This window comes from Streptomyces sp. NPDC048185 (assembly GCF_043202495.1).
Taxonomy (GTDB): domain Bacteria; phylum Actinomycetota; class Actinomycetes; order Streptomycetales; family Streptomycetaceae; genus Streptomyces.
Genome location: NZ_JBIDAN010000008.1, coordinates 14,233 through 40,815, shown reverse-complemented (window position 1 = coordinate 40,815; position 26,583 = coordinate 14,233). Strand labels below are relative to the sequence as shown.

The 26,583-nt window shown below is 73.1% G+C and carries 28 protein-coding genes; 13 read left to right on the top strand and 15 right to left on the bottom strand.

All coding sequences use genetic code 11. The annotated features are described in order from the left end of the window. Positions 1-107 precede the first annotated feature (107 nt). Entirely contained in the window at positions 108-971 is an 864-nt protein-coding gene (locus ACGF3H_RS23315; protein WP_362487754.1) for a hypothetical protein, read from the top strand. A 20-nt stretch (positions 972-991) separates the two neighbouring features. Here ACGF3H_RS23315 and ACGF3H_RS23310 read toward each other — a convergent pair whose 3' ends face one another. The 3 genes from ACGF3H_RS23310 to ACGF3H_RS23300 all read right to left on the bottom strand — a co-directional run bounded on the left by ACGF3H_RS23310 (position 992) and on the right by ACGF3H_RS23300 (position 3,748). Then, positions 992-1,375: a DUF3037 domain-containing protein gene (locus tag ACGF3H_RS23310; protein WP_362487756.1), complete on the bottom strand. Its 384-nt coding sequence runs from the start codon at positions 1,373-1,375 to the stop codon at positions 992-994. After that, entirely contained in the window at positions 1,372-2,127 is a 756-nt protein-coding gene (locus ACGF3H_RS23305; protein ID WP_362487759.1) for a HipA family kinase, read from the bottom strand. Before ACGF3H_RS23305 ends, ACGF3H_RS23310 begins: the two co-directional genes overlap by 4 nt. 100 nt (positions 2,128-2,227) lie before the next feature. Continuing rightward, positions 2,228-3,748: an MFS transporter gene (locus tag ACGF3H_RS23300; RefSeq protein WP_362487762.1), complete on the bottom strand. Its 1,521-nt coding sequence runs from the start codon at positions 3,746-3,748 to the stop codon at positions 2,228-2,230. A 219-nt stretch (positions 3,749-3,967) separates the two neighbouring features. Between ACGF3H_RS23300 and ACGF3H_RS23295 the strand changes: the two genes are divergently transcribed. Further along, positions 3,968-4,408, top strand: coding sequence for a Rieske (2Fe-2S) protein (locus ACGF3H_RS23295; protein ID WP_362487765.1), 441 nt, complete (start codon positions 3,968-3,970; stop codon positions 4,406-4,408). 52 nt (positions 4,409-4,460) lie between these two features. Next, positions 4,461-4,928 carry a pyridoxamine 5'-phosphate oxidase family protein gene (locus ACGF3H_RS23290; RefSeq protein ID WP_362487768.1) on the top strand — a complete coding sequence of 156 codons (468 nt, stop codon included), beginning with the start codon at positions 4,461-4,463 and terminating at the stop codon, positions 4,926-4,928. A gap of 9 nt (positions 4,929-4,937) precedes the next feature. Here the strand turns inward: ACGF3H_RS23290 and ACGF3H_RS23285 are convergent, their stop codons facing one another. Next, positions 4,938-5,840: a LysR family transcriptional regulator gene (locus ACGF3H_RS23285; protein ID WP_362487771.1), complete on the bottom strand. Its 903-nt coding sequence runs from the start codon at positions 5,838-5,840 to the stop codon at positions 4,938-4,940. 74 nt (positions 5,841-5,914) lie between these two features. Here ACGF3H_RS23285 and ACGF3H_RS23280 point away from each other — a divergent pair, with 74 nt between their 5' ends. After that, positions 5,915-6,886, top strand: coding sequence for a DMT family transporter (locus ACGF3H_RS23280; RefSeq protein ID WP_362487774.1), 972 nt, complete (start codon positions 5,915-5,917; stop codon positions 6,884-6,886). Positions 6,887-7,243: 357 nt separating this feature from the next. Here the strand turns inward: ACGF3H_RS23280 and ACGF3H_RS23275 are convergent, their stop codons facing one another. Continuing rightward, the gene (locus ACGF3H_RS23275) at positions 7,244-8,575 is read right to left on the bottom strand and encodes an aminotransferase class I/II-fold pyridoxal phosphate-dependent enzyme (RefSeq protein WP_362487777.1); all 1,332 of its coding nucleotides are present in this window, start codon (positions 8,573-8,575) and stop codon (positions 7,244-7,246) included. A 35-nt stretch (positions 8,576-8,610) separates the two neighbouring features. On the opposite strand from ACGF3H_RS23275, the gene ACGF3H_RS23270 reads away from it, so the two are divergent. Beyond that, positions 8,611-9,297, top strand: coding sequence for a pyridoxamine 5'-phosphate oxidase family protein (locus ACGF3H_RS23270; RefSeq protein ID WP_362487779.1), 687 nt, complete (start codon positions 8,611-8,613; stop codon positions 9,295-9,297). Positions 9,298-9,362: 65 nt separating this feature from the next. Here the strand turns inward: ACGF3H_RS23270 and ACGF3H_RS23265 are convergent, their stop codons facing one another. From ACGF3H_RS23265 to ACGF3H_RS23250, 4 genes are all read right to left on the bottom strand, one after another. Beyond that, entirely contained in the window at positions 9,363-10,298 is a 936-nt protein-coding gene (locus ACGF3H_RS23265; protein WP_362487782.1) for an EamA family transporter, read from the bottom strand. Positions 10,299-10,479: 181 nt separating this feature from the next. Beyond that, a complete protein-coding gene (locus ACGF3H_RS23260) occupies positions 10,480-11,484 on the bottom strand; it encodes an EamA family transporter (RefSeq protein ID WP_362487785.1) in 1,005 nt (334 codons plus the stop codon). A gap of 84 nt (positions 11,485-11,568) precedes the next feature. Continuing rightward, positions 11,569-12,108, bottom strand: a complete 540-nt coding sequence (locus ACGF3H_RS23255; protein ID WP_362487788.1) for a Clp protease N-terminal domain-containing protein — start codon at positions 12,106-12,108, stop codon at positions 11,569-11,571. 261 nt (positions 12,109-12,369) lie between these two features. Further along, complete coding sequence (locus ACGF3H_RS23250; RefSeq protein ID WP_362487791.1) at positions 12,370-13,023, bottom strand: PadR family transcriptional regulator; 654 nt, start codon at positions 13,021-13,023, stop codon at positions 12,370-12,372. Positions 13,024-13,187: 164 nt separating this feature from the next. Here ACGF3H_RS23250 and ACGF3H_RS23245 point away from each other — a divergent pair, with 164 nt between their 5' ends. Then, positions 13,188-13,997, top strand: a complete 810-nt coding sequence (locus ACGF3H_RS23245) for a PhzF family phenazine biosynthesis protein (RefSeq protein ID WP_362487794.1) — start codon at positions 13,188-13,190, stop codon at positions 13,995-13,997. A gap of 40 nt (positions 13,998-14,037) precedes the next feature. Here the strand turns inward: ACGF3H_RS23245 and ACGF3H_RS23240 are convergent, their stop codons facing one another. Beyond that, positions 14,038-14,865 (bottom strand): type II CAAX endopeptidase family protein, encoded by an 828-nt coding sequence (locus tag ACGF3H_RS23240; RefSeq protein ID WP_362487797.1) that lies wholly within the window; start codon positions 14,863-14,865, stop codon positions 14,038-14,040. A gap of 82 nt (positions 14,866-14,947) precedes the next feature. Next, positions 14,948-16,465 carry a glutamate--cysteine ligase gene (locus tag ACGF3H_RS23235; protein ID WP_362487800.1) on the bottom strand — a complete coding sequence of 506 codons (1,518 nt, stop codon included), beginning with the start codon at positions 16,463-16,465 and terminating at the stop codon, positions 14,948-14,950. A gap of 577 nt (positions 16,466-17,042) precedes the next feature. Between ACGF3H_RS23235 and ACGF3H_RS23230 the strand changes: the two genes are divergently transcribed. Both ACGF3H_RS23230 and ACGF3H_RS23225 read left to right on the top strand, forming a co-directional pair. Continuing rightward, the gene (locus ACGF3H_RS23230) at positions 17,043-17,627 is read left to right on the top strand and encodes a hypothetical protein (RefSeq protein ID WP_362487803.1); all 585 of its coding nucleotides are present in this window, start codon (positions 17,043-17,045) and stop codon (positions 17,625-17,627) included. A 265-nt stretch (positions 17,628-17,892) separates the two neighbouring features. Then, on the top strand, positions 17,893-18,096 hold the full coding sequence (locus ACGF3H_RS23225) for a DUF5999 family protein (RefSeq protein WP_362487805.1): 204 nt from the start codon (positions 17,893-17,895) through the stop codon (positions 18,094-18,096). 91 nt (positions 18,097-18,187) lie between these two features. On the opposite strand, the gene ACGF3H_RS23220 is transcribed toward ACGF3H_RS23225, so the two are convergent. The 4 genes from ACGF3H_RS23220 to ACGF3H_RS23205 are packed head-to-tail and all read right to left on the bottom strand — an operon-like array spanning position 18,188 to position 22,465. Then, positions 18,188-19,276 carry an endo-1,4-beta-xylanase gene (locus tag ACGF3H_RS23220; RefSeq protein WP_362487808.1) on the bottom strand — a complete coding sequence of 363 codons (1,089 nt, stop codon included), beginning with the start codon at positions 19,274-19,276 and terminating at the stop codon, positions 18,188-18,190. Positions 19,277-19,331: 55 nt separating this feature from the next. Further along, positions 19,332-20,171 carry a carbohydrate ABC transporter permease gene (locus ACGF3H_RS23215; protein ID WP_362487811.1) on the bottom strand — a complete coding sequence of 280 codons (840 nt, stop codon included), beginning with the start codon at positions 20,169-20,171 and terminating at the stop codon, positions 19,332-19,334. Next, positions 20,168-21,166 (bottom strand): sugar ABC transporter permease, encoded by a 999-nt coding sequence (locus ACGF3H_RS23210; RefSeq protein WP_362487814.1) that lies wholly within the window; start codon positions 21,164-21,166, stop codon positions 20,168-20,170. The genes ACGF3H_RS23215 and ACGF3H_RS23210 overlap by 4 nt, the downstream gene beginning before the upstream one ends. A gap of 6 nt (positions 21,167-21,172) precedes the next feature. Further along, positions 21,173-22,465, bottom strand: coding sequence for an extracellular solute-binding protein (locus ACGF3H_RS23205; protein ID WP_362487817.1), 1,293 nt, complete (start codon positions 22,463-22,465; stop codon positions 21,173-21,175). A 280-nt stretch (positions 22,466-22,745) separates the two neighbouring features. Between ACGF3H_RS23205 and ACGF3H_RS23200 the strand changes: the two genes are divergently transcribed. The 5 genes from ACGF3H_RS23200 to ACGF3H_RS23180 all read left to right on the top strand — a co-directional run bounded on the left by ACGF3H_RS23200 (position 22,746) and on the right by ACGF3H_RS23180 (position 26,577). Further along, complete coding sequence (locus tag ACGF3H_RS23200) at positions 22,746-23,141, top strand: helix-turn-helix transcriptional regulator (RefSeq protein ID WP_362487820.1); 396 nt, start codon at positions 22,746-22,748, stop codon at positions 23,139-23,141. A gap of 202 nt (positions 23,142-23,343) precedes the next feature. Beyond that, complete coding sequence (gene modA / locus ACGF3H_RS23195) at positions 23,344-24,177, top strand: molybdate ABC transporter substrate-binding protein (RefSeq protein ID WP_362487823.1); 834 nt, start codon at positions 23,344-23,346, stop codon at positions 24,175-24,177. A 44-nt stretch (positions 24,178-24,221) separates the two neighbouring features. Beyond that, positions 24,222-25,040, top strand: a complete 819-nt coding sequence (locus ACGF3H_RS23190) for an ABC transporter permease (protein WP_362487902.1) — start codon at positions 24,222-24,224, stop codon at positions 25,038-25,040. After that, entirely contained in the window at positions 25,037-26,122 is a 1,086-nt protein-coding gene (locus tag ACGF3H_RS23185; RefSeq protein ID WP_362487826.1) for an ABC transporter ATP-binding protein, read from the top strand. The genes ACGF3H_RS23190 and ACGF3H_RS23185 overlap by 4 nt, the downstream gene beginning before the upstream one ends. Positions 26,123-26,148: 26 nt before the next feature. Then, a complete protein-coding gene (locus tag ACGF3H_RS23180; protein ID WP_362487828.1) occupies positions 26,149-26,577 on the top strand; it encodes a TOBE domain-containing protein in 429 nt (142 codons plus the stop codon). Positions 26,578-26,583 lie beyond the last annotated feature (6 nt).

Sequence of the window (26,583 nt, the reverse complement as noted above, 5' to 3'; positions counted from 1 at the left end):
CGCCGGCCGCGCCGGACTCCCCCGGACGGCCCAGCGCTGCGGGCCCGCGCGGCGCCGGGCCCCTAGCGTCGGAGGCCGAGCCCTTCGTGGCCGGAAAGGAGGCGTCCATGCGCCGTCGTACCGGTGCCGCAGGCATAGCCGTCGCGATAGCGGCGATCGTGCCCCTGGCCGACCCCGCGCACCCCCAGGAGATGGATTCCCGGACTCTCACCCACCAGAGGGCGGCCCAGTCGGTCCTCGCCGACGACCCGGGCGACCAGGACCCGTTCGCTTCCGACCCGCTGTCCCCGGACGCGCTCCCGGCGGACGCCTTCGGCGACGGCCCGCCCGGCGGGGGCCGGACCGACGAGAGCGGAGCCGACACGGACCGGCCCGACGCGGGCGGCTTCGAGGAGGACCGGCCCGACGGGGGCGGACCGGACGGGCCCGGCCCGGACCAGAGCGGGACCGGCCAGGGCGGTTTCGACCCCGGCAGCCCCGACGGCGGACGGCCCGACCCGGGCGGGAACGACCAGAGCGGGAACGACCAGGGCGGAAACGGCCAGGGCGGAAACGGCCAGGGGAACGGCCAACACGGTGACGGCCAGGGCGGGAACGGGCTGGGCGGCAACGGCCAGGGGAACGGCCAAGGCGGGAACGGCCAAGGCGGGAACGGCCAGGGCCGGATCGATGCCGCCCGGGAGGCCGTCGGAGGCCCGCCGCGGCGGGACTCGCCGGCGTCGATCTCCGCGACCTCCAAGCCGCGTCCCGCCCCCACCACACCGGCCCCGGTCACCACGTCCCGGCCGACCACCGCCGTACCGGGTCCCGCGACCTCCCCCGCCGTCACGCCGACACTCGGCACCCAGGGCGGGCTGGGCGGCGCCTCGGCCACCGGGCCGGCCGGCTGGGACCTCGGCATCGGCCTGGCCTGCGTGACGAGCGCCGCGCTCGGCACCGCCTACGTGTTCCGGCGCCGCCGGCGCGCCTGACGCCCGGACGCGCGGGCCGCCTACCGCACCAGCAGGTCGAGCAGCCGTTGCGTCTCGGCGGCCGGGTCGGCCGTGAGGCCGGTGTGCACGGGGCCCGGCTGGACGATGGTGGAGCGGGGCGCGATCAGCCAGCGGAAGCGGCGGCCCGGATCGTCGGGGGCCGCCTGCCCCGCCGCGGTCCCGCCGGCGCACACGCCCTCGACGGCACGCAGCGCGGCGCGCACGCCGGGCAGGTCGACGTGCGGGTCGAGCGCGAGCAGCCGGCCCTCGTCGAGATGGGTGCGGGCGCCGACGTAGGACGCGGCCCGGCAGTACACGAGCACTCCCGCGTTGACGCACTCCCCGCGTTCGATCCGCGGCACGACGCGCAGCAGCGCGTACTCGTAGACGTGGCGGTCGTTCACCGGGCCCCCTCGACGCGGTCGTGGATCGTGGCGGCCCGCGCGAGCAGTGGCCGGGCATAGGCCCGCCTCAGGTCGTCGGGCGTCGCGAAACCGGGCTCGTCGGCCAGCCAGACGTCCGGGATCTCGGCGGTGACCTCGGCCAGGAGTTCCTCGGTGACGAGGGGCGCGAGCGCGGCGGCGGCCGAGTGGACGTCGGGCGCGAACGGCGCGAGGGCGTGGTCGCGGGCGTCGTACGGACGGGCGGCCGAGGCCTCGGCGCCGGGCCAGTTGTGGTGCCAGATCATGGTGGCGCCGTGGTCGACGAGCCACACGTCGCCCCGCCACCGCAGCAGGTTCGGATTGCGCCAGGACCGGTCGACGTTGTTGACCAGCGCGTCGAACCAGACGATCCGCCCGGCCTCCTCCCGGCTGACGTCGAAGGCCAGCGGGTCGAACCCGAGGGCGCCGGAGAGGAAGTCCATGCCGAGGTTGGTGCCGCCGCTGGACTTGAGGAGCTCCTGCACCTGCTGGTCCGGCTCGCCCAGCCCGAGGACCGGGTCGAGGTCGACGGTCACCAGCCGCGGCACCCGGAAGCCGAGGCGGCGGGCGAGTTCGCCGCAGACCACCTCGGCGACGAGCGTCTTGCGGCCCTGCCCCGCCCCGGTGAACTTCAGGACGTACGTCCCGAGGTCGTCGGCCTCGACGAGTCCCGGGAGCGAACCCCCTTCACGCAGGGGCGTGATGTAGCGGGTCGCGGTGACCTCTTTCAGCATTCTCCCGGGCCATCCGTCTCTTCAGCCGTGCAGCCGTCACGGGCCGTCGGCCCCTTGCTTCCGGCCTCGGGCATGAAGTGAGCATAGTAACCGAGGGTGATCACCGGCGAGGACGGTCCCGGGAGGCGCCCGGCCCGGGTTCCAGCGGCGGGCAGGTGAGGGACAGGTGGGAGCGGCACACGGGACGCGGGGCTGTCTCGACCCGGTGGCGTACGCGCTGGGGGCGGACGAACAGGACGGCCGTCGCCGAGGCGGTGACGAAGAGCACGACGGTCACGACGGCGGCGCGGTGGAAGCTGCGGTTCACCGCGGCACCGGAGGTGTAGGCGTCTCCGGAGAGGCCCACCAGGAGGGGCAGCGCGGCGACGATCAGCAGTTGGGCCACCCGTGCCGCGGTGTTGTTGACCCCGCTCGCCAACCCGGCGTGCCCGGCGTCGACGGAGGCCAGGACGGTGGCCGTGAGCGGCGCCACGAACAGGCTCATGCCCAGACCCATCACCAGCACGGGAGGGAGGATGTCCGGTACGTAGGCGGAGCCGGGCGCGACCCGCAGCAGCAGCGCCGCTCCGGCCGCGGCCACCAGTGGCCCGGTGATCAGCGGGATCGCCGGGCCGATGCGTGTGGCCAGCGCGCCCGCCCGGGCGGAGAGCAGGAGCATCAGCACGGTGATGGGCAGCGTCGCGAGGCCGGCCTCCAGCGCGTCGTACCCGAGCGCCGTCTGCAGCTGGACCGGCAGCAGGAACAGGACACCGCCGATGGCCGCGTACAGGAACACCGTCATCCCGTTGGTCGCCGAGAACAGCCGGGAGGAGAACAGGGAGAGCGGCATCATCGGGTTGCGGGCCCGGCGTTCGACCACGAGGAAGACCGCCCCGGCGGCCACGGCGACCACCGCCGGAAGCGCCACGCGGACGGCGGGGCCGGCCGAGGACGCGCTGATCAGCGCGTAGCTGACACCGCCCAGCGCCACCGCCGCGAGACACGCACCCAGCGTGTCGAAGGGACGTCCGGCCGCCGCGGGGTCACGGCTCTCCGGTACGGAGGCGACCGCGACCAGCACGACGGCGACCGCGACGGGCACGTTGATGAGGAAGATCCACCGCCACCCCGGCCCGTCGATCAGCCAGCCCCCGAGGAACGGGCCGAGGGCGCCCGCCACACCGGTCAGGCCGGACCAGGCGCCCACCGCGCGCGACTGGTCGTCGGGATGGAAGGACGCCCGGACCAGCGCCAGCGAGCCCGGGGTGAGCAGCGCGCCGCCCACGCCCTGGAGCGCACGCGCGCCGATCAGCACGTACTCGTTCGGTGCGAAGCCGCACAGTGCCGAGGCCCCGGCGAACCAGGCGACGCCCAGCAGCAGGGTGCGCCGTCTGCCCATCCGGTCGCCGAGCGCGCCGCCCCAGAGGATCAGCGCGGACAGCGTCAGCATGTAGGCGTTGACGACCCATTGGAGCACCGACAGGGAGGCGCCGAGGTCCCGCCCCATCCTGGGCAGGGCCACGTTGACGACCGTGCCGTCGAGCATGGCCATGCCGGACGCGAGCACGACACAGGCCAGGACCCAGCGCCCGCGAGCCGAGGTCAGCCGCAGACCGTCCGCGCCGTCTCCGTTTCCGCTCACGTCTCCAGCCTGCCGGTGACCGCCACGGAGCGCTCGCGGGAAGCGGCAAGGGGCGTCATCGGACCGGCGGAAGGCGACGCGGCGGCCTCTTGCGCCGCGATGAGCCCGTGCGGTGTGGTGTCCCCCATGAACAGCGCCTGGCGGGCTGAACGGCACGTGCCCCGCGGCCGTACCTCTCGGCAGATCACGCATCCAGCCCCGGAAGGGAACGTCATCAGTATGACCAGCGCATCGTTTCACCCCGCGTCGGGACCGGCTCGTCGTACGGTCGTGGCGGCGGCCGGGGCCGCGGGGCTCGCCGTCGCCCTGACCGCGTGCGGCGGTTCGGACGACGACGCGTCGAGCGAGTCCGGTGCCGCACCCGAGAAGGCAGCGGGCGCGGTCGCGGCGACCGCGGACATCCCCGAAGGGGGCGGCAAGGTCCTCGCCGACCGGAAGATCGTGGTCACCCAGCCCACGGCGGGCGAGTTCAAGGCGTTCTCGGCCATCTGCACCCACCAGGGATGTGCCGTGAAGGACGTCTCCGACGGCGTCATCAACTGCCCCTGCCACAACAGCAGGTTCTCGATCACCGACGGCAGCGTGCAGGGCGGTCCCGCTCCCGAGCCGCTGCCCGCCGTGCGGATCACGGTCAGCGGAGACTCGATCGAACTCGCGTGAGGGCGGTGCGGAGGGCGGGGCAGACCGACACGAGGTACGGGGAAGGGACCGCATGACCGTCGCTCAGCGCCGGGGCCGGAAGATCATGATGACGCCCGGCGAGCTGGACGCGTTCCTCACCGCTCAGCGCACCTGCCGGGTCGCCACGGTCTCGGCGGACGGCGCGCCGCACGTGAGCACGCTCTGGTTCGCCTGGGACGGTTCCTCGGTGTGGCTGTACTCGGTCGTGCGCAGCAGACGGTGGGCCGACCTGCGGCGCGACGCGCGGATGGCGATCGTGGTCGACACCGGTGAGGAGTACGACGAGCTGCGGGGCGCGGAGCTGTCCGGCCGCGCCGAGTTCGTGGGCGAGGCGCCCCGCACCGGCGAGCTCTGCGCCGAACTGGACCTTCCCGAAACGCTGTTCGCGCGGAAGAACTTCGGCCTGGACGAGATGCCGCACGACGGCCGCCACGCCTGGCTGCGGCTGACGCCCGGCAAGATCGTCTCCTGGGACTTCCGCAAGCTGTCGTCCGCGTAGGACGGGAGGTCAGCCGAGCCGGCCCGCCGCCACCCGCAACGCCTCCACCGCCGCCCGGATCGACGGGCGGCGGTCGGCGTCCGCGCGCCAGACGACGTACACGTGCCGGCGCGCCCGCCGGCGCAGTGGCACGGTGACGACGCCGGAGGGCATCGGGTCGCGCCCGAGCAGCGGGGCGATGCACACGCCGAGTCCCGCGGCGACGAGGCCGAGCTGGGTGTGGGTCTCGGCGGCACGGTGGCCGATGATCGGTTCGATGCCCTTCGAGCGCAGCGTGAACATCAGCCACTCGTGGCAGAACTCGCCTTCGGCCCACGTGATCCACTCGTCCTCGGCGAACTCGGTGAGGTCCACCTCGTCCCGTCCGGCGAGCCGGTGGCCGGTCGGCATGGCCACGTCCGCGGGGTCGTCCAGGAGCGGCGCCTTGACCAGGCCGTCGGGCAGCGGCATCGGCTTGTTGTACCAGTCGAGCACGACGGCCAGGTCCAGGTCGCCGCGCACCACCCCCCGGATGCCGCGTTCCGGTTCCAGTTCGCTGGAGCGGATGCGCAGCGCGGGGTGCTCGGCGCGCAGGGCGGACAGCGCGGTGGGGAACAGCCCGCGGGCGGCGGTGGGGAACGCCGACAGCCGGAGCTCGCCCACCACCTGACCGCGGTGCGCCTCGAGGTCGGACTGGGCGAGCTCGACCTGGGAGAGGATGCGCGCCGCGTGCTCGGCGAGGAGCCGGCCCGCGTCCGTCAGCCGCACGCCCCGGCCGTTCTTGGCCAGGATCTGCTGGCCCACCTCGCGTTCCAGCTTGGACATCTGCTGGGAGACGGCCGAGGTGGTGATGTGCAGGCCCTCGGCGGCGCCGCTGACCGATCCGTGCCGGGCGAGGGCGTCGAGGGTGCGCAGGCGCTCCAGGTTCAACATGTAAGTGATGCTACGAGATACCGGGCGCGAAATATCGATTGTGCTACGAGGAGAGGTGCCGCATCGTTGCCTCCATGAGCAGCGTCACCTCCTCCCCCGCTCCCCGCCGGGTCCGCCGCGTCCTCGACTGGCGGCTGCGCTTCGGCGTCCTCGCCCTGATCTGGGGTTTCAGCTTCCTCTTCATGAAGGTGGGGACCGAGAGCTTCGCCCCGTTCCAGGTCACGCTGGGCCGGCTGGTGTTCGGTACGGCGGTGCTCGCCGGGGTGATGGCGGTGAAGCGGGAGCGGCTGCCGCGCGGGGCGCGGACGTGGGCGCACCTGGCGGTCGCCGGGTTCCTGCTCAACGCGCTGCCGTTCTCCCTCTTCGCCTACTCCGAGCTGACCGTCCCGTCGTCCCTGGCGGGCATCTGCAACGCGACCTCGCCGCTGTGGGGCATGGCCCTGTCGCTGGTCGCCCTCTCCGAGGACCGGCCGACCCGGCTGCGGGTGGCAGGCCTCGGCATCGGCTTTCTGGGCGTCCTGACGGTGCTGGGCGTCTGGCAGGGCTTCCACGGCCTGGACGTCACGGGCACGGCGCTGGCGCTGCTCGCCTCGCTGAGCTATCCGGTCGGATGGATCTACGTCCGCCGCACACTGGCCGGCTCCAGCCACTCGCACCTGTCCCTGACGGGAGCGCAGTTGCTGCTCGCGACGCTGCAACTGGTGGTCGTCACTCCGTTGTTCACCTCGGTGCCGACTCATTTCCCGGTGCTGCCGGTGCTGTCGGTCGCGGCGCTGGGCGCGCTGGGCACCGGGCTCGCCTTCCTGATCCAGTACGACCTGGTCGCCGAAGTGGGCCCGACGACGGCCCAGATGGTCACGTACTTCACCCCGGTGATCGCCACGGCCGCGGGCGTCGCGCTGCTGGGTGAGTCGCTGTCCTGGTCGACCCCGGTCGGCGCGGTCGTCGTCCTCGCGGGCGCGGCACTGACCCAGGCACGCCCCAGGGCGAACCGCCCCACCGAGCCGGCACGTCCGACCCGGGAGCCCCAGAAGACCCCGGCCTAGCCGCGACCCGGACGCCCTGGGCCCGCGCAGACCGGCCCGGGCCCGCGAGCCGGGTGGCCGGGGCCCGCGCCGGACACGTCACCCCGGGCCCCGACCCGACCACCCCGGCCGCCCCGCCCCGACGCGACCGAAGAACGCGCGACGCCCACCCGGGGCCGGACGCGTCGTGCACGGCATTTCCCTGCCCCGGCTGAACCGCGCCGGACGCAGCGTCTCCCGGACCCCGGCCGACCGCGCCGGACGGCCCGGCCTGAACCTGCCGCACAACGCGCGGCGCCCCACCATGGCCGAACCCGCCATGCCCGGCGCCACCCCCGCCCAGCCATGCCGGAAGCCCCGGGCCCGGCCCCGCGCCCGTCAGGCGTAGTGCCGACCCGGGCCCGGGCCCAGCGCCTTCGCGACCGCGTCCGCCAGGGGGCGTTCCTCTCCGTCGGTCAGGGTCGAGACGGTGATCCGGATGCCGGGCGGGGCGTCGATCCTGAAGCGGGCGCCGGGTGCCACGGCCCAGCCGGCGTGCAGCAGGCGGGCGACGGCACCGGTCTCGTCCGGCACGGGGATCCACGCGTTCATGCCACTGCGCCCGTGCGCCTCGACCCCGCGCGCCCGGAGCGCGCCGAGCAGCGCGTCCCGGCGTCGCCCGTACGCCGCCGCCACCGCCCCCGCGTCCACCGCGCCCTCGGACCACAGCAGCGCCACGGCCCGCTGGGTGATGCGGCTGACCCAGCCGGGGCCGAGCCGCTGCCGGCCGCGCACCCGGTCGAGGGTGACGGCGTCGCCGGTGAGCACGGCGAGCCGCAGGTCCGGCCCGTAGGCCTTGGCCGCGGAACGGACGAGGGCCCAGCTGTGGGTCGTACCGGCGAGCGGGTGCAGCGGCAGGTCGACGATGCGGTGGCCGTGGTCGTCCTCGATCAGCAGTGTCTCCGGGTGGTCCCGCAGGACGGACCGCAGGGCACGCGCGCGCGTGGCGCTCAGCGCGGCGCCCGTCGGGTTCTGCGCGCGGTCCGTGACGACCAGGGCGCGGGCACCGGCGGCCAGGGCACGGCGCACGTCGTCGGGCAGCGGCCCCTCGTCGTCGACGCGGACGGGCACCGTGCGCAGGCCGAGCGCGGGCACGAGGTCGAGCAGGCTGCCCCAGCCCGGGTCCTCGACGGCGACGGCGTCGCCGGGCCGCAGGTGCGCCGCGAGCACCCGCTCCATCGCGTCCAGGGACCCCGACATCACGGCGAGGGGGCCGTCCGGCACTCCGTCGGCGTCCATTCCGGCCCGCGCCGCCCGTGCCAGCTCCGGCTCCACGGGCGCGTGCCCGTACAGCACCGGCTCCCGGTCGCCCCGCTCGGCGGCCGCGGCGAACACCGGACCGAGCGCGGGCAGCAGCGCCGGGTCCGGATTGCCGTCGGACACGTCACGCACGCCCTCGGGGACCTCGACGCCGATGAACTCGCGCCCCGTGGTGGCCGGCTTCGCGCGCACCCGGCTGCCCCGGCGCCCGGCGGTCTCGATGACCCCGCGCTCCCGCAGCGTGCGGTAGGCCGCGGCGACGGTGTTCGGATTCACCCCCAGCCGCTCGGCCAACTCCCGCATCGGAGGCAGCGCCTGTCCCGGCTCCAGCTCGCCCGCGCCCACCGCGCGTTCGACGCTCGCGGAGATCTCCGCTGCACCGCGTCCCGCGATCCGATACTCTCCTAGCACAAACATTATTATGCACTAGTACAATGGAGAGCGCCATGCAGGGGACCACGCAGACGCCGTCGCAGCCCGGCACCGCCTACTCGCCCACCGACCGCACCGTCCCCACCCGCTCCGCCGACCGGGCCTCCTACGACAAGGAGCTGGTGCACGCGATCCTCGACGAGGGCTACGTCTGCCACCTCGGTTTCGTCCGCGACGGCGCCCCCGTCGTCCTGCCCACGCTGTACGGCCGGGTCGGCGAGCGCCTCTACGTGCACGGCTCCACGGGCTCCCGCCCGCTGCGGATGACGGGCCAGGCGGACCCGGGCCTGCCCGTGTGCCTGACGGTGACGCACGTGGACGCGCTGGTGCTGGCCCGCTCGGCCTTCCACCACTCGATCAACTACCGGTCGGTCGTGGTGCACGGCACGGCGTACGACGTGACGGACCCGGAGGAGAAGCGCACGGCCCTGGACGCCCTGGTCGACCATGTCGTACCCGGCCGCTCGCACGACTCCCGGCCGGCCAGCAAGAAGGAACTGGCCGCCACCGCCGTGATCCGCCTCGACCTGGACGAGGTCTCCGCGAAGCTCCGCACCGGCGGCGTGAACGACGAGCCCGAGGACCTCGCCCTCCCCCACTGGGCCGGCCTCGTCCCGCTGCGCAAGGGTTACGACGCGCCGGTGGCCGACCCCGGCCTGGAAGCGGGCACCGGACTGCCGGGCTATCTGGCCGCGCTGTGACGCCTGCGCACCGGTAGGGCGCGCCGCGCGAGGGCGCCGGGGGCCTCGCGCGGCGGGCCCCGCCGTCAGGCCGGCGCCGGGGACATCCGCGCCTGTCGCGCCTCCGCCACCGCGAGCCCCGCCACCGAACCGAGCATCAGCACGGTGCCGGCCACGGTCGCCGCGGTGAGGTGCTCACCGAGCAGGACGACGGCCAGCGCCGCCGCACCGACCGGTTCGAGCAGCATGATCACGGACACGGTGGCCGAGCGGACGACGGCCGCGCCGGCGAAGTAGAGGCCGTAGGCCAGGGCGGTCGGGACGGCCGCGACGTACGCCAGGAGCCACAGCAGCCGGACCGGTTCGGCGCTGTGCGGCACCAGCCCCTCGGCGAGGGCGAAGGGCAGCAGGCACAGGCTCGTCACGGCGAACGCACCGACGGACGTACCGGCCGCGTCCGCCGAACCGTCGCGCCCCCACCAGCGGGTGAGGAGCGTCATCGCGGAGTACCCGGCCGCGGAGAGCAGGGCGAGGAGCACGCCCCGGGGCTCGACGGACGTCCTGCCGTCGCCGAGGACGAGCACCCCCAGCCCGGCCAGGGCGCCGACGACGGCGGCCGCCCCGCCCCGCCCCAACCGCTCGCCGAGGGCCTGGCGCGCGCCGAGCGCGATCAGCACCGGGCCGGCGCCCAGGGTGACGACGGTGGCCACGGCGAGCCCGGTCGCCTGCACCGCGGCGAAGTAGGCGGTCTGGAACACCGCGAGGCCGAGGCCGGTGAGGACGGCCCGCAGCGCCTTGCGGCGCAGCGGCTCCGGTACGGCGGGCCGCGGGCGCAGCGGACGGGCGGCGAGCAGCAGTACGAGGCCGGCGGCGCAGCGCCAGAAGGACAGGGTCACGGGCCCCATGTCACTGGTGCGGTAGACCAGCGAGGCGGCGGCACCGGCGGTGCCCCAGGCGGCACCGGCGACGATCAGATAGAGCAGGCCACGCCCTACGGGCAGGCCGGAGACGGCATTCGACACGAGTTCTCTCCGCAGACGCGCACGTGGCGCGGACGTCGGGACGACCCCCTGGGCGGGGGTGTGTGGACTGCGTCTGCGGGCAGCACCGACCGGCCCGGCGATGCGCCGGGCGGCTTCCGGGGGCCCGCCTCAGGCGGCCGGAGGCGGGAGGACGAGTGCGGTGGCGTGCATGATCGGCACTCTAGGTCGCCGTCCCCCGGCTGGACAACTCCCTTTCGGGCCCGCCGCTGGCCACCGGGCCCGCGGAGCCCTTCGCGGGCGCCGAGGACTGGGCGATGAAGGCGCCCACGAGGACCACCGCACCCCCGGCGATCTGCGGCGCCGAGAGGTGTTCGCCGAGCAGGACCCAGGCCAGGACGGTCGCGATGACCGCCTCGAGGCACGCCACGACGCCCGCGACCTGCGGCGAGAGGCGGCGCACGGAGAGCACGCCGGTGACGTAGGCGAGGACCGTGGCGACGAGGACGATCCAGGCCAGCAGCAGGGCGGCGGCGACGGGGGTGCCGTTCATCGGCGCGGTGTCCGCGAGGACGGACCAGTCCATGGTCCAGGGGCGGGCGATCACGGTGAGCACGGCGGCCCCGACGAGCAGCCCGTACGCGATGACGCCCAGCGGGTCGGGCGCGTCGTCGCCCGCGTCGCTGCCCTGGTCGGACAGGACGAAGTAGCCGACCTGGCAGCAGGCCGCGCCCAGCGCGAGCAGCAGGCCGAGGGCGTCGAAGCCGAGGCCGGACCAGACCTCCACGACGCAGGCGAGCCCGCCGACCGCGAGGAGAACGCCGAGCGCGGCCGCCCGCGTCACCGGCCGGCGCTGCACGAACCGCACCCAGCCGAGGACCAGGGCGGGTGCCAGGTACTCGACGAGCAGGGCGACGCCGACGGGGATCCGGGAGAGCGCGGCGAAGTAGCAGGCCTGCACGCCCGCGACGGCGAAGAGGCCGAAGCCGGCCAGCAGCCCAGGGCGGCGGCGCAGCAGCGCGCGGTGGCGCACGGCGAGCGGCAGCATGACCAGGGCGGCGCCGGCCACCCGCAGCCAGACCACGTGGAGCGGGTCGAGGCCCGCCTCGATCAGCGGCTTGGCCGCGACACCGGAACCTCCGAAGGCGACCGCCGAGACGAGCGCGAGTCCGAGCCCGGCGCCCTTCCCATGGCTGCCGCGAGGGCTGTCAGTCGTGTGCACCGGCACATGATGACAGGGGACGACATGACCGTCACCCCCGATGACACCTGTCTCACCGGCTGGACATCCGGCGCGGCCCGGGTCGTGGGGTCAGGGCGTCGCCTCGAAGCGGTTCTCCACCCGGGCGAGGACCGTACGGGGATCGACGGCGGCCCGGCCGAGCACCTCGACGGCCCGGGCCTGCGGATCCGCGACGAGGGCGGCGAGCAGGTCGATGCCGCACGCCTCGTCCGCTCCCCGCCGGGCGGCGCGGGCGCGGGCGTCCTCCATGGCCGCCGCGGCCACCGGCGAGAACCCGGCGGCGCCGGGCACCACCGGCACGGCGCCGGAGTCCTCGACGGAGCTCTGCCAGCGCAGGCCGTAGCCGATGCTGCGCTGCACGAGGTAGCCGAGCAGGCGGGCGAGCCGCGGCCCCTCGCCGAGGACGGCGCGCGCCTCGGGGTCGTGCTCCAGGAGCGAGTGCAGCAGGTGGGCCGTGTCGATCTGACGGTCCCCGTCCCGCACCGCCCTGCGGCGGGCGCCGGAGACGACCTGCGTCAGTTCCGCGCCGAACCGGGCGTCGGCGTCGGCGCCGTCCGGGCGCCGGTCGCCTTGCTCACCGGCCGACTGCCGGGGGATACGGGGTTGCACGTCACCCAGCACATCAGCCCCTTTGGCGCGGGGCATCCCCGAAGGGGAGCATTTCGGCGTCCCACACAGAGTGGACCCGGCGAGCCGGAATCTCCTCCTTACGGATGAGATCACGCCGTTCCTCCCCTCCGGCCGCGCGCCGCCTTGCCACGCGTCCGCGGGTGCGGCCCCGGGCGTGCCGTCCTGGTGGCCGGGTGCGGCGCGCACGGCGAGGGCGCCCCGCGGAACGCTCCGCGGGGCGCCCTCGCCGTGTCGTACCGGTCAGTCCTCGTCGGCGAGGATCAGGTACAGCTTCTTGCGGGCGTCACCGATGACGGCGAGCGCCTTCTCCCGCTGTTCCTTGCTGCCGGTCTTCCAGACCTGGCCGAAGGCCTCCATGAGACCGAAGCCGGCCTGCCGGATGTCGTTCAGCGCTTCCCAGTCGACGCCGCGGGAGGCTTCCTCCCAGGGCGCCTCGGGGCCTTCCTCGGCCGCGGTGCGGCCCGCCTCGGTGAGCGCGAAGAGCTTCTTGCCGCCCTCGCTCTCGCTGACGATCAGACCCTCGTCCTCCAGCAGCTGGAGGGTGGGGTACACCGAACCCGGACTGGGCTTCCACGCCCCGCCGCTGCGTTCGGCGATCTCCTGGATCATCTCGTAGCCGTGCATCGGACGCTCCTTGAGCAGGGCGAGGATCGACGCGCGTACGTCGCCGCGACGTGCCCTCCCCCTGGGTCCGCCCCGTCCTCGGCCGCCCCAGGGCCCTCCATGGCCGAAGCCCGGCCCGAAGGGGCCTCCGGGACCGCCGGGGCCGCCCGGCCCGAAGGGACCGAACGCCGCGCGCCGGCCGTCGAAGCCACCGGGTCCGAAGGGGCCGAAGGGACCGCCCTCGCCCCGTCCGCGTCCACCGTGTCCACGCTCGTGTCCGTGGGTGTGCATCGCCATCACTCCATTCAGTCGTTGATCAGTCGCGATGCTTCAAAGATATATCGGAAACTGTTCGCCGACAAGGCCCTGCCGACAGGGCGGCACACCGGAACTCGGGCCAGAACTCACGGATTGGCCTTGGCCTGCGGCTTTCCCCGGCACCTAGCCTCAGCCGCATGCGCATACGGATCGTCGACGCCTTCACCGACCGGCCCTTCGCCGGCAACCCCGCCGGGGTACTGCTCCTCGACGCCTTCCCGGAGGACGACCGGCTCCAGAAGGTCGCCCTGGAGGTCAACCACGCCGAGACCGCGTTCGCCCACCCACTGCCCGCGGGCGGCGAGGCCGACTGGGCGCTGCGCTGGTTCACGCCCGCCACCGAGGTCGCGATGTGCGGCCACGCGACGCTGGCCACGGCCCACGTCCTGCACACCACGGGGGCCCACGAGGGCCCGGTGCGGTTCGCCACCCGCAGCGGTGTCCTGATCGCCACGCCCCGCGAGGACGGCTCGATCACCCTGGATTTCCCGACCGCTCCGCTCACCCCGCTCGCGGCCCCCGCGGGCGTCGCCGAAGCGCTGGGCGCACAGCCGCGTGCGGTCCTCGACACCGGTCCCGACGTCGGTGACCTGCTGGTCGAGGTCGCCGACGAGAAGACCGTCCGAGGACTGGCCCCGGACCACAAGGCCCTGGCGGCCCACTCGCGGCGCGGCGTCATCGCCACGGCCCGCGCGGAGGACCCCGCCCGCGGCTACGACTACGTGTCCCGCTGCTTCTTCCCGAACGTCGGCATCGACGAGGACCCCGTCACCGGCAGCGCGCACACGGCTCTCGCGCCCTACTGGGCCGAGCGCCTGGGCCGCCCCGACCTCACCGGGCTGCAGGCCTCACCCCGCTCCGGCCGCGTCCGCACGGAGCTGCGCGGCGACCGCACGCTGCTGAGCGGGCGCGCGGTGACGGTGATCGAGGGCGAGTTGCTGGCTTAGGACCCGCGTGACGGGGGCCCGGCAGGCTCCCGGGCCCCCGTCAGGCGGTGGGCAGCCAGCCGACCTTCCCGGCCAGCAGCGCGTAGCCCACGAAGGCCCCGATGTCGAGCAGCGAGTGCGCGACCACCAGCGGACCGACCCGGCCCCAGCGGCGGTACAGGTACACGAACACCACGCCCATCACCATGTTGCCGACGAAGCCGCCGATGCCCTGGTAGAGGTGGTACGACCCGCGCAGCACCGAACTGGCCGCCATCGAGGCGTTCCGGCTCCAGCCCAGCTGGTCGAGCCGGCGCAGCAGGTAGCCGACGACGATGACCTCCTCCAGCACCGCGTTCTGCACCGCCGACAGGACGAGCACGGGGTACTTCCACCACACCTCGGGCAGCGCCTCGGGCACCACGGTCAGGTTGAAGCCGAGGCCTCGGGCGGCCAGGTAGAAGGCGATGCCGGTACTGCCGATGACGGCGGCGACGGCGGCTCCGCGCCCCAGGTCGGGCCACGGGCGGGAGCGGTCGAAGCCCAGGGTGCGCAGGCTGCGTCCCTCGCGGAGCAGGAAGTGCGCGACCAGGGCGACCGGGACCAGCGCGGTGGTGATCCCGAAGAGCTGCCAGGCCAGGTCCAGCCAGGGGCGGCCGGGCGCGGCCGAGGCGTTCAGGGTGGCGGCTTGGTCCTTGAGCCCGCCGGGCCTGGTGAGGGAGCCGATGAAGCTGATGAGTGCGGACACCCCGCTCGCGCCGAGCGACAGCGCCAGGACGAGCAGCGTCTCGTCACGCAGGATCCGCCGCGCGAGCCGCCCCTCGCGAGGGGGTTCCTCGTCGAGTGGCCGCTGAGGGTACGCATCGTCCACCGGGCCCGCCTCCGCCATGCACACCTGCCTCCAGCTGGGACGTCACAGCTTGCCCGATCAGTATGGGGCGGCGCGCGGCGGGGGGCGGGCCCGGTGCCGGTCAGCCCAGCGGCGCCGGCTCCGGCAGGCCCACCGGCCACAGGTGCACGGGATCACCCTGGTGCATGAGCTCGACGTAGCGCCTGGTCGTCGCGGCCAGCGCCGCGTCCCGGGAGAGACCCGCCTCCAGCGCCCGGTGGAACGTGTCCGCCTGCCAGGACGCGCCGTTGACCCGGCGCCGGCACCGCTCCTCGATCACCCCGAGGTACAGGTCACGGTCGGCGGGCTCCACGCCCCACGCGTCGAGCCCGGCCTCGGCCAGCGGCAGCAGTTCGTCGCGCACGAGGACGGCGGCGTCGACCTCGGCGGTGCCGCCGAGCCTGCCGCGCCGGGGCCACTCGAAGCGGGCGTCGATGCCGTGGCGGCACGCGGCCTCGAAGTTGGCGGCGGCGGCCTCGAACGGCAGCCGGGTCCACACGGGCCGGGGTTCTTCGGCGAGCGCGCGGACGACGCCGTAGTAGAAGGCCGCGTTGGCGATGACGTCGGTGACGGTCGGCCCGGCGGGCAGGACGCGGTTCTCCACCCGCAGGTGCGGGACGCCGTCGGCGATGTCGTAGACGGGGCGGTTCCAGCGGTAGACCGTGCCGTTGTGCAGGACGAGTTCCGCGAGCTTGGGCACGCCGCCCGCGTCCAGGACCTCCAGCGGGTCCTCGTCGTCGCAGATCGGCAGCAGCGCCGGGAAGTAGCGCCGGTTCTCCTCGAACAGGTCGTACGCCGAGGTCACCCACCGTTCCCCGAACCAGGTGCGCGGACGCACCCCCTGGGCCTGGAGCTCGGGCGGGCGGGTGTCGGTCGACTGCTGGAACAGCGGGGGCCGCGACTCGCGCCACAGCTCGCGGCCGAAGAGGAAGGGCGCGTTGGCACCCAGGGCGATCTGTGCGGCGGTGACCGCCTGGGCCGCGTTCCACACGTCGGCGAAACGGTCCGGGGTGACCTGCAGGTGCAGCTGCACCGAGGTGCAGGCGGCTTCCGGGGCGATGGACTTGGACGTGCAGGTGAGGCGCTCGACGCCGTCGATGTCGAGCGTGAAGTCCTCGCCGCGGGCCGCCACGATCTGTTCGTTGAGCAGGGCGTAGCGGTCGACGGCCGAGAGGTTGGAGGAGACCAGGTCGTCCCGGTCCAGGGTCGGGAGGATCCCGATCATCGCGATTCCCGCGTCGACCTCGCCGGCTTTCCGGTCCGCATACGCCAGTGACGTGCGAATCTCCTCGGCGAGGCGGTCGAAAACCCGGCCGCCCAATCGGTGTGGTGCGATGTTGACCTCCAGGTTGAACATGGCGAGTTCGGTCTGGAAGTCGCGGCTCGCGATGCGCTCGAGGACCTGCGCATTCAGCATTTTCGGCATCCCGTCGGCACCGACGAGATTCAATTCGATCTCCAGCCCCATCAGGTTCTTCGGACGGTCGAACCGCTTCTCCGCCAGCAGTCGCTCCAGGCCCGTCAGGCACCGCTGGAGCTTGTCGCGGTAGCGCTGGCGATCGGACAGGTCGAACTGACCTGCCACGACCTTCTCCCCCATGGAAGAGTCCCTTCTCGGAGCAGTGGGTTGAAGATCCGGCCGCCGGTGTGCCGGTCAGGGTGGATGATGCCCAGCCGAAGCGATCGATAACGTCCCCGCACGGCCCCGGCACCCGCTACGCTGAGGCGATGTGACCGGTGGCACATTCACCAGGCATGGCGCATCCCGCAGTTTCGGGGCCCGGCAACTCGTGAAAAACGCCGACGAGAATTGGCCGACCGCTCGGTGAACATTCCCCGAGGTCAGCCCGGCACACCGGCCGCGAAATCCGGAGGATTCCCGCATTTCGACGACCGAGAGTGCCCTTGTTCTGCTTGCCACGAACGGCTAGATGAAACACAGTCTGAACACGTGTCGTATAAACTCCGCGAACAAGGCAGAAGACCGGCGTCCACGGTCGATGGATCCTGCCGCCGAGCTGACGCACGGCAGGCCTCACTCCACTTCTCGGTTCCCGGACCCCGGCCCCTGCCTCTCCACCCCGTGAGCTGACAGCGTCGTCCGCCCCGCACGCTCCGCCCGCCCTGTCACGCACCGCCCTCGCGCCACCGTGCCTTCGAATGAGAGGCGACCCACCATGCCGCTGCATGTCCCCCCGGCTCCCGCGCCCGCCCTGCGCTCCGTCCTGACCGCTCTCTCGTCCCCCACCGCGGTCCGCGAGGCCCGGACCCCGTCCCTGCTCGGCGCCCAGGGGCCCACCACCCCCGAGCTGCCACTGCCCGTGCACGTCCTGGACGGGGTCTCCGCCGAGGGCGTGACGGCCACCCGGCTGACCGGCTGGCGGTTCCTGATCCGCTCCGGCGACCGGGCGGTGGCGGCGGCGGAAACCATGCCGACCCCGGACGGGTGGGCCTTCTCCCGCTTCTTCGAGGGCCCGTACATCGCCTCGACCGAGCGGGCGCTGCGCCAGGCGGAGACGCTGCCGCAGCCCTACCAGGCGCGTCTGCTGTCGGTGCCCGGCCTCTACATGCTCACGCTGTGGCTGCACGGGGACTGCGCCGCGGACCCGGCCGAGGGGCACCCCGCCGACACCGATCTCCTCGTGCCGCTCGCGCCGGCGCCGCCCGGTATCGCGGCCCACCGGCCGCACCGGGTGGCCGAGTTGCTCCCGGTGCTGACCCACCGGGTGACGCCGACGCGGCTGCTGCGCTCCCCCGCCTGACCGTCCGTGCCGGGGCGGACTAGTTCCATCCGGCCATGGTGAACCACCCGAAGTGACAGTGCAGTTGCGATGAACCGTCCGCGCGGGTGACGCGTCTCCAACCTGTGAGAAGCGGTGCTGCGAAATACCTGCGGATCGACGCCCGTGGGGCAACACTGGGATCGGACCGACTCAGCAACGGGGGGCGGCCATGGACGACGTTTCATGCCGCGGGACAGACAAGACAGCGCACTCACCCATCACGACGGACCGAGAGACCCCACTCATGTGTCAGCACCAGCCACCGTGTCCTCCAGCCGACTCCGCCGACCGGGAATCCGCCCGTCTGGTGGCGCACCATCCGGAGCAGGGGTGGAGCCTGCTGTGCAATGGCGTCGTCCTCTTCGAGGACACCGGTGAGCTGCTGCCGGACGGCAGGGTCATCGCCCCGCACCGTCCGGTCGGCGCCGGGCTGATGACCGCCGCCTGAGCACCCGCCGGGCGGTACGGCACCGCACCGCCCGGCACTCCGGGGCCGGCCCGCGGATGCTCGCGGGCCGGCCCTCGCGTGTGCGGGGCGCTCACATCCCGCCGAGCGCCTCCCTGATCGCGTGGTAGGCCGGCTTCGGACGCAGGCGCTCGTCCCAGGGCAGGGCCGCGCCCTCGCCCTCGAAGACCGCCGGGATCCACGAGTACTTGTCCGTGTAGTCCCACAGCGTGATGCCCACGCACCGCCGCACGGCGAGGCAGTCCTCGGTGAGCTGCCGGTACCAGTCGGCCTGCGTGGCGAGCTTCGCCTCGTCCGCGGGGAGTTCCATGCGGACGTCGACCTCGGTCAGGGCGGTGTCGAGGCCCAGCCGGGCGAAGCGGCGGAGGTTCTCCTCCAGGGTCGTCGGATAGCCGTACTGCAGGGCCAGGTGGGTCTGCAGGCCGATGCCGTGCAGCGGCACGCCCTCGGCCCTCAGCTCCTTCGCGAGCCGCAGGTAGGCGTCGCTCTTCGGGCCGACGGCCTCGATGTTGTAGTCGTTCAGGTAGAGCCTGACGTGCGGGTCGGCCTGGTGGGCCCAGCGCAGCGCGTCGGCGATGTAACCGGGACCGAGGGTCTTGTAGAAGACGGTCTCCCGGTAGGTGCCGTCCTCGTTGAAGGCCTCGTTGACGACGTCCCAGGCGAAGACCTTGCCCCGGTAGTGCCGCACCTCCGTCTGGACGTGCTTCTTCAGCACGGCCCTGAGCTCGTCCGCCGTCCAGTCGCGGTCCGTGATCCAGCCCGGCAGCTGGCTGTGCCAGACCAGGGTGTGGCCGCGCACCTTCTGGTGGCCGGCACGGGCGAGGCCGACGATCTCGTCGCCCGCCGACCAGTCGAAGACGCCCTGCTGCGGCTCGGTGGCGTACCACTTCATGCCGTTGCCGGGCGTGATCTGGTCGAATTCCCGGCTCAGCAGCGCGGTGTAGGGGCCGTCGGTGAGTTCGGGGTTGTCGGTGGCGCTGCCGAAGTACCGGCCGTGCCGCTGGGCCAGGTCGGCGAGGGTGCTGCGGTCCTTGCCGTGCCGCTCCTCGCCGGCCCGGGCCGCGGGCCCGGTGGCGACGCCGGCCGCGACCAGCGCGACGGCCAGCGCGCCGGCGAGTCTGAGCCGGGTACGGGAGCGGACGGTCGTACGGGACGTACGCATACTGCGACTCCTCACGTTCGGTTGCGGGTGTGACGCGTGGCGTCCGCGGCGCGGGTCATCCCTTCGTGGCGCCCGCGGTCAGGCCGCCGACGAGCTGGCGCTCGGCCACGGAGTAGAAGGCGAGGGCCGGCACCATCGCCAGGACCAGGTAGGCGAAGACACGGGCCGTGTCGGCCGAGTACTGCCCCTGGAACTGCTGGACGCCGATCGGGATCGTCCACCACGTGGAGTCGGTGAACACCAGCAGCGGCAGGAAGAAGTTGTTCCAGCTGGTGACCACCGCCAGGACCGAGACGGTGCCGAGCGCGGGCCGGGCCATGGGCAGGAGCACCCGCCAGAAGAAGCCGAGCGGACCGCAGCCGTCGAGCGTGGCCGCCTCCTCCAGCTCCCCGGGGATCTCCCGGAAGAAGCCGCGCAGGATGATGATGGTCATGGGCAGCCCGAAGGCCGCCTGCGGCAGGATGACGCCCAGCGGGTTGTCCAGCAGACCCAGGGAGCGCAGCAGCAGGAACAGCGGCAGGGCGGCGACCGCGAAGGGGAACATCAGCCCCATGGTGAACAGGGTGAACAGCAACTCCCGCCCGCGGAAGGCGAACCGGGCGAAGGAGAACGCGGCCAGCGCGGACACCACGACCACGAGGACGGTGGTCGCCACCGCGATCAGCGTGCTGCTGCCGACCAGCCGCCAGAAGGAGACCGACCCCAGGATGTCGGTGTAGTTGGAGGTCACCCACGGGTCGGGCAGCCCGACGGGGTTCCTGGAGAGCTGGTCGGTGGACTTGAAGCCCGACAGCACCGCGTACAGCAGCGGTACGGCCATCACGGCGCCGGCGACGATCAGGACGGCGTGCACGGGAAGGACCCGCCTCGCACGGGACTTGGAACGGGTGGTCACTTCCCGCCTCCTCGCATGGTCGTGGTGGCCCCCTCCAGGTCGCGCCGGAGCACGAACCGCTGGTAGGCGAGGGCGAAGACGAGGCTGATGCCGAACATGACCACGCTGATCGCGCTGGCGTAGCCGACCTGGTAGCGCTTGAAGCCGAACTGGAACATGGTCACGGCCATGGTCTCGGAGTGGTGGTCGGGACCGCCCTGGGTGATCACCCACACCAGGTCGAAGAGCTGGATGGCGCCGATGACCGACAGGAAGACGCTGATCCGCAGGGTGGGCGCGAGCAGCGGCAGGGTGACGCCGCGGAAGCGCTGCCAGGCGTTCGCACCGTCGATGAGCGCCGCCTCGTTCAGCTCCTTGGGGATCGACTGGAGCCCGGCCAGGTAGAGCATCATGTGGAAGCCGAAGTACTTCCAGGTCATCGCCAGGAAGAGGGTCGCCATGACCATCGACGGGTCGGCGAACCACTCACCGCCGATTCCTTCCAGCCCGACGCCGCCCAGGATGTGGTCGGCCAGGCCGTCGCCGGGGGCGAAGATCATGGAGAACAGCACGCCGGTGATGGCCTCGGAGAGCACGTACGGCGCGAAGAAGAGCATCCGGTACACCGCCCGGCCGCGCATCCTCTGGTTCAGCAGCACCGCCATGGCGAGCGCGAACGGCAGTTGCAGCGCCAGGGAGAGCACGACCAGGAGCAGGCAGCGCCAGAGGTCGCCGAGGAAGACCGGGTCGTCGAACGCGCGGGTGAAGTTCTCGGTGCCGATGTACTCCGAAGGCATCCCGAAGCCGCCCCAGCGGAAGAAGGCGGCGTACAGCGCGAACAGGATGGGCAGCAGCACCAGGACGATGAACAGCACCAGCGCGGGCACCTGGAAGCCGACCGCGGTCAGCCAGTGGCGCGTACGGCGCCGGGCCCGGCCCCGGGCCGCGTCGGCGGGCGGGGGCGGGCGGTCGGCGTCGGGGCCGGTCCGCTTGTCCGGCAGGAACGTGGACGTCATCGCGGCCTACTGCTCTTCCTTCGCGGTCTTCGTGACCGACTCGGCGACCTGTTGCGGCGACTTGGAGCCGGCGACGAGCGCGGCGACGCTGTCGTTGATCTCCTGCCCGAGGGCGGGCGCGTAGGCCTGGTCGAGGTAGAGCTGGAAGCCGGTGGTCCCCTTGAGCTGCTTCTGCACGGCCTGGAGGTTGGGGTCGGCCAGGGCGTCCTCGGCGGCCGGGACCACGGGGAGGACGCCGGTCTTCTTGACCAGTTCGCGGTCGGTGGCGGCCGAGGCGAAGAACTTCAGGAAGTCGTACGCCTCCTGCGGGGCGCCCTGGCGCAGCGCGTGCGCGCCGCCGCCGCCGAACACCTCGGTGATCGCGCCCTTGCCGCCCTCGACCGCCGGGAACGGGAAGAAGCCGAGGTCCTTGCCGAGGCCCTTGCCCGCGTCGGCCTCCACGACGGGGGCCCACTGGCCCATCAGTTCCATCGCGGCCTTGCCGTTGCCGACGGCCGCGGCCTGGCCGCTGGGGGTGGAGTAGGCGGCGCCGAGGAAGCCCTTCTGGAAGGGCTGGAGGTCCGCCAGCTCCTGGAGGTGCTGTCCGGCCTGGACGAACTCGTCCCCGGTGAAGTCCTTGTCGTCGTTGGCCTTCTCCAGGGCCTCGGCCCCGGCGGTGCGCATCGCCAGGTACGCCCAGTAGTACATCCCGGGCCACTTCTCCTTGCCGGCCAGGGCGATGGGCGTGATCTTCGCGGCCTTCAGCGCGCGGACGGCGTCGAGGAAACCGCTCCAGGTGGTCGGCGGCGCGGCGATGCCCGCCTTCGCGAAGAGCGCCTTGTTGTACCAGAAGCCGACCATGCCGATGTCGAACGGGATGCCGTACACCTTGTCGTCGATGAGGTACGGCTCCTTGGCGACCGGCAGCAGGCCGTCGGCCCACTCCTTCGTCCGGTCGGTGAGATCCTCGACGAGCCCGGCCTGGACCTGCTGCTCGAGCACGCCGCCGCCCCAGGTGTGGAAGATGTCGGGCAGCTTCCCGGAGGCGGTGAGCGCCGTCATCTTGGACTTGTAGGCGTCGTTCTCCAGCTGGACGATCTTCACCTTCACCTTGGGGTTCTGCGCCTCGAACTGTTTCGCCAGCGCTGCCCAGACGTCCTTCGTCGGCTGGGTGGTGGAGATGTTCCACCACTCGATCGTGGTCGTTCCCGACGAACCTCCCTCGGAGTCGCCGCCACAGCCGCTCAGTGCCGTCATTCCCAGACCGGCCGCGGCGGAGGCCGCCATGAAGCCGCGGCGGGACAGTGCCGGGTCGCCCATCTTGCGCTCCTCGAGTGATTCCGAAAGTTTCGGAGAGATTTCTGAAATCTTGCGTTGTTGCCGCACCCTAGAGACAGCCCGCAAACGGTGGCAAGACCTTGTACCGAAGGAATCTGCGATCAGCCGCAGTTGAGTGGACTTCACCCGCACCAGAAGCCGATGGGATGGCCGAAACATTCGGCCTACACTGCGAACGTTCGTCGCGCCCGCACCCCCACGAAGGGACCCTGCCGGCGCCCTCACGCGCACCGGTCCCCCGCGGCCGCCTATCGTGACCGGCATGCAGTCCTACACGATCGGCCAGGCGGCGCGGCTGCTCGGCGTCAGCCCGGACACCGCCCGCCGCTGGGCCGACGCGGGCCGGATCACCACACACCGCGACGAGGGCGGGCGGCGACTCGTCGACGGGCGCGACCTGGCCGCCTTCTCGGTGGAGCTGGCCCGGGCGGGCGGCACCGACGGCGACACCGCGTACACCTCGGTCCGCAACGCCTTCCCGGGGATCGTGACCGCGATCAAGCTCGGCGACGTCGCGGCCCAGGTCGAGATCCAGGCCGGCCCGCACCGGCTCGTCTCCCTGCTGACCCGCGAGGCGGTCGAGGAACTCGGCCTGGAGGTCGGGATGGAGGCCACCGCCCGCGTGAAGTCGACGAATGTCCATATCGACAGGACGTGACCGGCCCCACGGCGCCGCACCGCCGACACCCGTACGAACGCACATGCGGGACTTTCGATCACATGGGCTTGCTCATGCGATGAGACAGGAGACTTATTCCTCGCAGATGCGGAAGTATGATCGGCGCATCGGGGAGTCCGACGTGCGCCCGGCCGCCGGGCCCGCCCGGACTCCCGACCCGTGACAGAGGGAGTGGCCCGTGATGACCCGTTCCGTGCGCAGGACCCGCCGCATCCGACGGACCTTGCCGGTGACCGGCGCGGGAGTCGCCGCGCTGCTGGTCCTGAGCGCCTGCTCGTCGTCGTCCGGCTCGGACTCCGGCTCCGACGCGGCCGGTTCCTCCTCGAAGTCCCCGAAGGTCTCCGGCACGGTCACCGTGTTCGCCGCCGCCTCGCTCAAGGAGAGCTTCACCGCGCTCGGCAAGACGTTCGAGAAGGAGCACCCCGGCACCCGGGTCACCTTCAACTTCGGCGGCAGCGACACCCTGGCCGCCAGCATCACCAGCGGGGCACCCGCGGACGTGTTCGCCTCCGCCAGTCCCAAGACGATGGCCACGGTGACCGACGCCGGGGACGCGGCCGGCGCCCCGACGACCTTCGTCCGCAACCAGCTGGAGATCGCCACGCTGCCCGGCAACCCCGACAAGATCTCCTCCCTGAAGGACCTCACCCGGTCCGGCCTGAAGGTCGTGCTGTGCGACAAGACCGTGCCGTGCGGTGCCGCCGCGCAGAAGGCCCTCGACGCGAGCGGCATCGAGCTCACCCCCGCCTCGTACGAGCAGGACGTGAAGAGCGCCCTGACGAAGGTCGAGCTGAAGGAGGCCGACGCCGCCGTCGTCTACAAGACCGACGTGAAGGCGGCCGGTGAGAAGGTGGCGGGCGTGGACTTCCCCGAGTCGGCCAAGGCCGTCAACGACTATCCGATCGCCCTGCTGAAGCAGGCGCCCAACGCGGACGCGGGCAGGGCCTTCGTCGAGCTGGTGAAGTCCGCGGAGGGCCAGAAGGTGCTCACCGGGGCCGGGTTCCGCACGCCGTGACGAGGACGGCGGTGACCGAGTCCGCGGGCCCCGGGACGGACGTCGTGGAGGGCGGGCCGCGCCGCCGGCCCTCCCGGCGGGGCGCCCGTACCGTACCGGTGCCCCTGCTGGTGCCCGCCCTCGTCGGCCTGGCCTTCCTGCTGCTCCCGCTGGTCGCCCTGCTGGTGCGGGCCCCCTGGCGGAGCCTGCCCGAGCAGCTGACCAGTGCCGAGGTGTGGCAGGCCCTGCGGCTGTCGCTGGTGTGCGCCACCTCGGCGACCGTGCTGAGCCTGCTGATCGGTGTCCCGCTGGCCTGGCTGCTGGCCCGCACGGACTTCCCCGGCCGCGGCCTCGTGCGCGCGCTCGTGACACTGCCGCTGGTGCTGCCTCCGGTGGTGGGCGGCGTGGCACTGCTGCTGGCGTTCGGCCGCAACGGCGTGATCGGGCAGTGGCTGGACGCCTGGTTCGGGATCACTCTGCCGTTCACCACGACGGGCGTCGTCCTCGCGGAGACGTTCGTGGCGATGCCCTTCCTGGTCATCAGCGTGGAGGGCACCCTGCGGGCCGCCGACCCGAGGTACGAGGAGGCCGCCACGACGCTGGGCGCCTCCCGCTTCACCGCGTTCCGCCGGGTCACGCTGCCGCTGATCGCGCCGGGCATCGCGGCGGGCTCCGTCCTGGCGTGGGCGCGTGCGCTGGGCGAGTTCGGGGCGACGATCACGTTCGCGGGCAATTTCCCCGGGCGGACGCAGACCATGCCGCTGGCGGTCTACCTCGCGCTGCAGAACGATCCGGCGGCGGCGATCGCCCTCAGCCTGGTGCTGCTGGCCGTCTCCATCGCCGTACTGGCCGGTCTTCGGGACCGATGGATGAGGGCGGCATGAACCGACCGGAACCCGCCACCGCCGCCACCGGCACCACGTCCGGCGACGGCCTCGACGCGCGGCTCGTCGTGGACCGCGGCGGCTTCCGCCTGGACGTGTCGCTGACCGCCGCACCCGGCGAGGTCGTCGCCCTGCTCGGCCCCAACGGCGCCGGCAAGACCACCGCGCTGCGCGCACTCGCCGGCCTGCTGCCGCCCACCGGCGGTCATCTGCGCCTCGACGGGGTCGCGCTGGACCGGACGCCGCCCGAGTCCCGTCCGGTCGGCGTCGTCTTCCAGGACTACCTGCTCTTCCCGCACCTGACCGCGCTCGACAACGTGGCCTTCGGCCCGCGGTGCCGGGGCGCGGCCAAGGCCGAGGCCCGGGCCCTGGCCGCCGCGTGGCTGGACCGCATGGGCCTGGCCGGCCACGCGGGTGCCAAACCGCGCCGCCTCTCCGGTGGCCAGGCACAGCGCGTCGCCCTCGCCCGCGCCCTGGCGACCAACCCCCGGCTGCTGCTCCTGGACGAGCCGCTCGCCGCGCTGGACGCCCGGACGCGGCTCGAGGTCCGCGCCCAGCTGCGCCGTCACCTCACCGACTTCGAGGCCGTCGCGGTCCTCGTCACGCACGACCCGCTGGACGCCATGGTGCTGGCCGACCGCCTGGTGGTCGTCGAGCACGGCACGATCGTCCAGGAGGGCACCCCCGCGGACATCGCCCGCCGGCCGCGCACCGACTACATCGCCCAGCTGGTCGGACTGAACCTCTACCGGGGGCGGGCGGAGGGGCACACCGTCCTGCTCGACGCCGGGCCGGCCATCGCGACCACGGAGGACCTCTCCGGACCGGTCTTCGTGGCGTTCCCGCCGGGCGCCGTGACCCTGTACGGGGAGCGCCCCTCCGGCTCCAGCGCACGCAACCTGTGGCGGTGCGAGGTCGCGGGCCTGGAGACGCACGGCGACCAGATCCGGGTGGACCTGACCGGCCAACTCGCACTCGCCGCCGACCTCACCACGGTCGCCGCGGCCGAGCTGGGCCTGCACCCGGGCGCACCGGTGTGGGCGACGGTCAAGGCGACGCAGACCCACGCATACCCGGCCTGACGGCGTCACCGGGCTACGGTGCCTCCATGAGCCTGAGCATCCGCAACCAGCTCCCCGGCACCGTCACCGGGGTCACCCCGGGCGAGGCCATGGCGACGGTCGGCGTCCGCCTGACCGGTGGCCAGGACCTCACCGCCGCCATCACCCGGGAGGCCGCCGACGACCTAGGACTGAGCGCCGGAACGGCCGTCCGCGCGCTGGTGAAGTCGACGGAGGTCGCCCTCTCCACCGGCCGGACCGACGGCCTGTCGATCCGGAACCGGCTCCCCGGGACGGTCACCCGGCTCACGCTCGGCGAGGCCATGGCGGTCGTGCACATCACCATGGAGGACGCCGAGCTCACCGCCGTGATCACCAAGGAATCCGCCGAGGACCTGGGCCTCTTCGTGGGTTCCGACGTCATCGCCCTGATCAAGTCGACCGAGGTCGCGCTCGCCACGGCCCAGCAAGGGTGAAGGCCC

What these genes read in the sequence shown, in the direction of transcription:
- ACGF3H_RS23315 (WP_362487754.1), top strand. Translation starts at nt 108, where the DNA reads ATGCGCCGTCGTACCGGTGCCGCAGGCATAGCCGTCGCGATAGCGGCG.
- ACGF3H_RS23305 (WP_362487759.1), bottom strand. Translation starts at nt 2,127, where the DNA reads ATGCTGAAAGAGGTCACCGCGACCCGCTACATCACGCCCCTGCGTGAA.
- ACGF3H_RS23295 (WP_362487765.1), top strand. Translation starts at nt 3,968, where the DNA reads ATGACCAGCGCATCGTTTCACCCCGCGTCGGGACCGGCTCGTCGTACG.
- ACGF3H_RS23290 (WP_362487768.1), top strand. Translation starts at nt 4,461, where the DNA reads ATGACCGTCGCTCAGCGCCGGGGCCGGAAGATCATGATGACGCCCGGC.
- ACGF3H_RS23285 (WP_362487771.1), bottom strand. Translation starts at nt 5,840, where the DNA reads ATGTTGAACCTGGAGCGCCTGCGCACCCTCGACGCCCTCGCCCGGCAC.
- ACGF3H_RS23280 (WP_362487774.1), top strand. Translation starts at nt 5,915, where the DNA reads ATGAGCAGCGTCACCTCCTCCCCCGCTCCCCGCCGGGTCCGCCGCGTC.
- ACGF3H_RS23270 (WP_362487779.1), top strand. Translation starts at nt 8,611, where the DNA reads ATGCAGGGGACCACGCAGACGCCGTCGCAGCCCGGCACCGCCTACTCG.
- ACGF3H_RS23250 (WP_362487791.1), bottom strand. Translation starts at nt 13,023, where the DNA reads ATGCACACCCACGGACACGAGCGTGGACACGGTGGACGCGGACGGGGC.
- ACGF3H_RS23245 (WP_362487794.1), top strand. Translation starts at nt 13,188, where the DNA reads ATGCGCATACGGATCGTCGACGCCTTCACCGACCGGCCCTTCGCCGGC.
- ACGF3H_RS23240 (WP_362487797.1), bottom strand. Translation starts at nt 14,865, where the DNA reads ATGGCGGAGGCGGGCCCGGTGGACGATGCGTACCCTCAGCGGCCACTC.
- ACGF3H_RS23235 (WP_362487800.1), bottom strand. Translation starts at nt 16,465, where the DNA reads ATGGGGGAGAAGGTCGTGGCAGGTCAGTTCGACCTGTCCGATCGCCAG.
- ACGF3H_RS23230 (WP_362487803.1), top strand. Translation starts at nt 17,043, where the DNA reads ATGCCGCTGCATGTCCCCCCGGCTCCCGCGCCCGCCCTGCGCTCCGTC.
- ACGF3H_RS23225 (WP_362487805.1), top strand. Translation starts at nt 17,893, where the DNA reads ATGTGTCAGCACCAGCCACCGTGTCCTCCAGCCGACTCCGCCGACCGG.
- ACGF3H_RS23220 (WP_362487808.1), bottom strand. Translation starts at nt 19,276, where the DNA reads ATGCGTACGTCCCGTACGACCGTCCGCTCCCGTACCCGGCTCAGACTC.
- ACGF3H_RS23210 (WP_362487814.1), bottom strand. Translation starts at nt 21,166, where the DNA reads ATGACGTCCACGTTCCTGCCGGACAAGCGGACCGGCCCCGACGCCGAC.
- ACGF3H_RS23205 (WP_362487817.1), bottom strand. Translation starts at nt 22,465, where the DNA reads ATGGGCGACCCGGCACTGTCCCGCCGCGGCTTCATGGCGGCCTCCGCC.
- ACGF3H_RS23200 (WP_362487820.1), top strand. Translation starts at nt 22,746, where the DNA reads ATGCAGTCCTACACGATCGGCCAGGCGGCGCGGCTGCTCGGCGTCAGC.
- modA (WP_362487823.1), top strand. Translation starts at nt 23,344, where the DNA reads ATGACCCGTTCCGTGCGCAGGACCCGCCGCATCCGACGGACCTTGCCG.
- ACGF3H_RS23185 (WP_362487826.1), top strand. Translation starts at nt 25,037, where the DNA reads ATGAACCGACCGGAACCCGCCACCGCCGCCACCGGCACCACGTCCGGC.
- ACGF3H_RS23180 (WP_362487828.1), top strand. Translation starts at nt 26,149, where the DNA reads ATGAGCCTGAGCATCCGCAACCAGCTCCCCGGCACCGTCACCGGGGTC.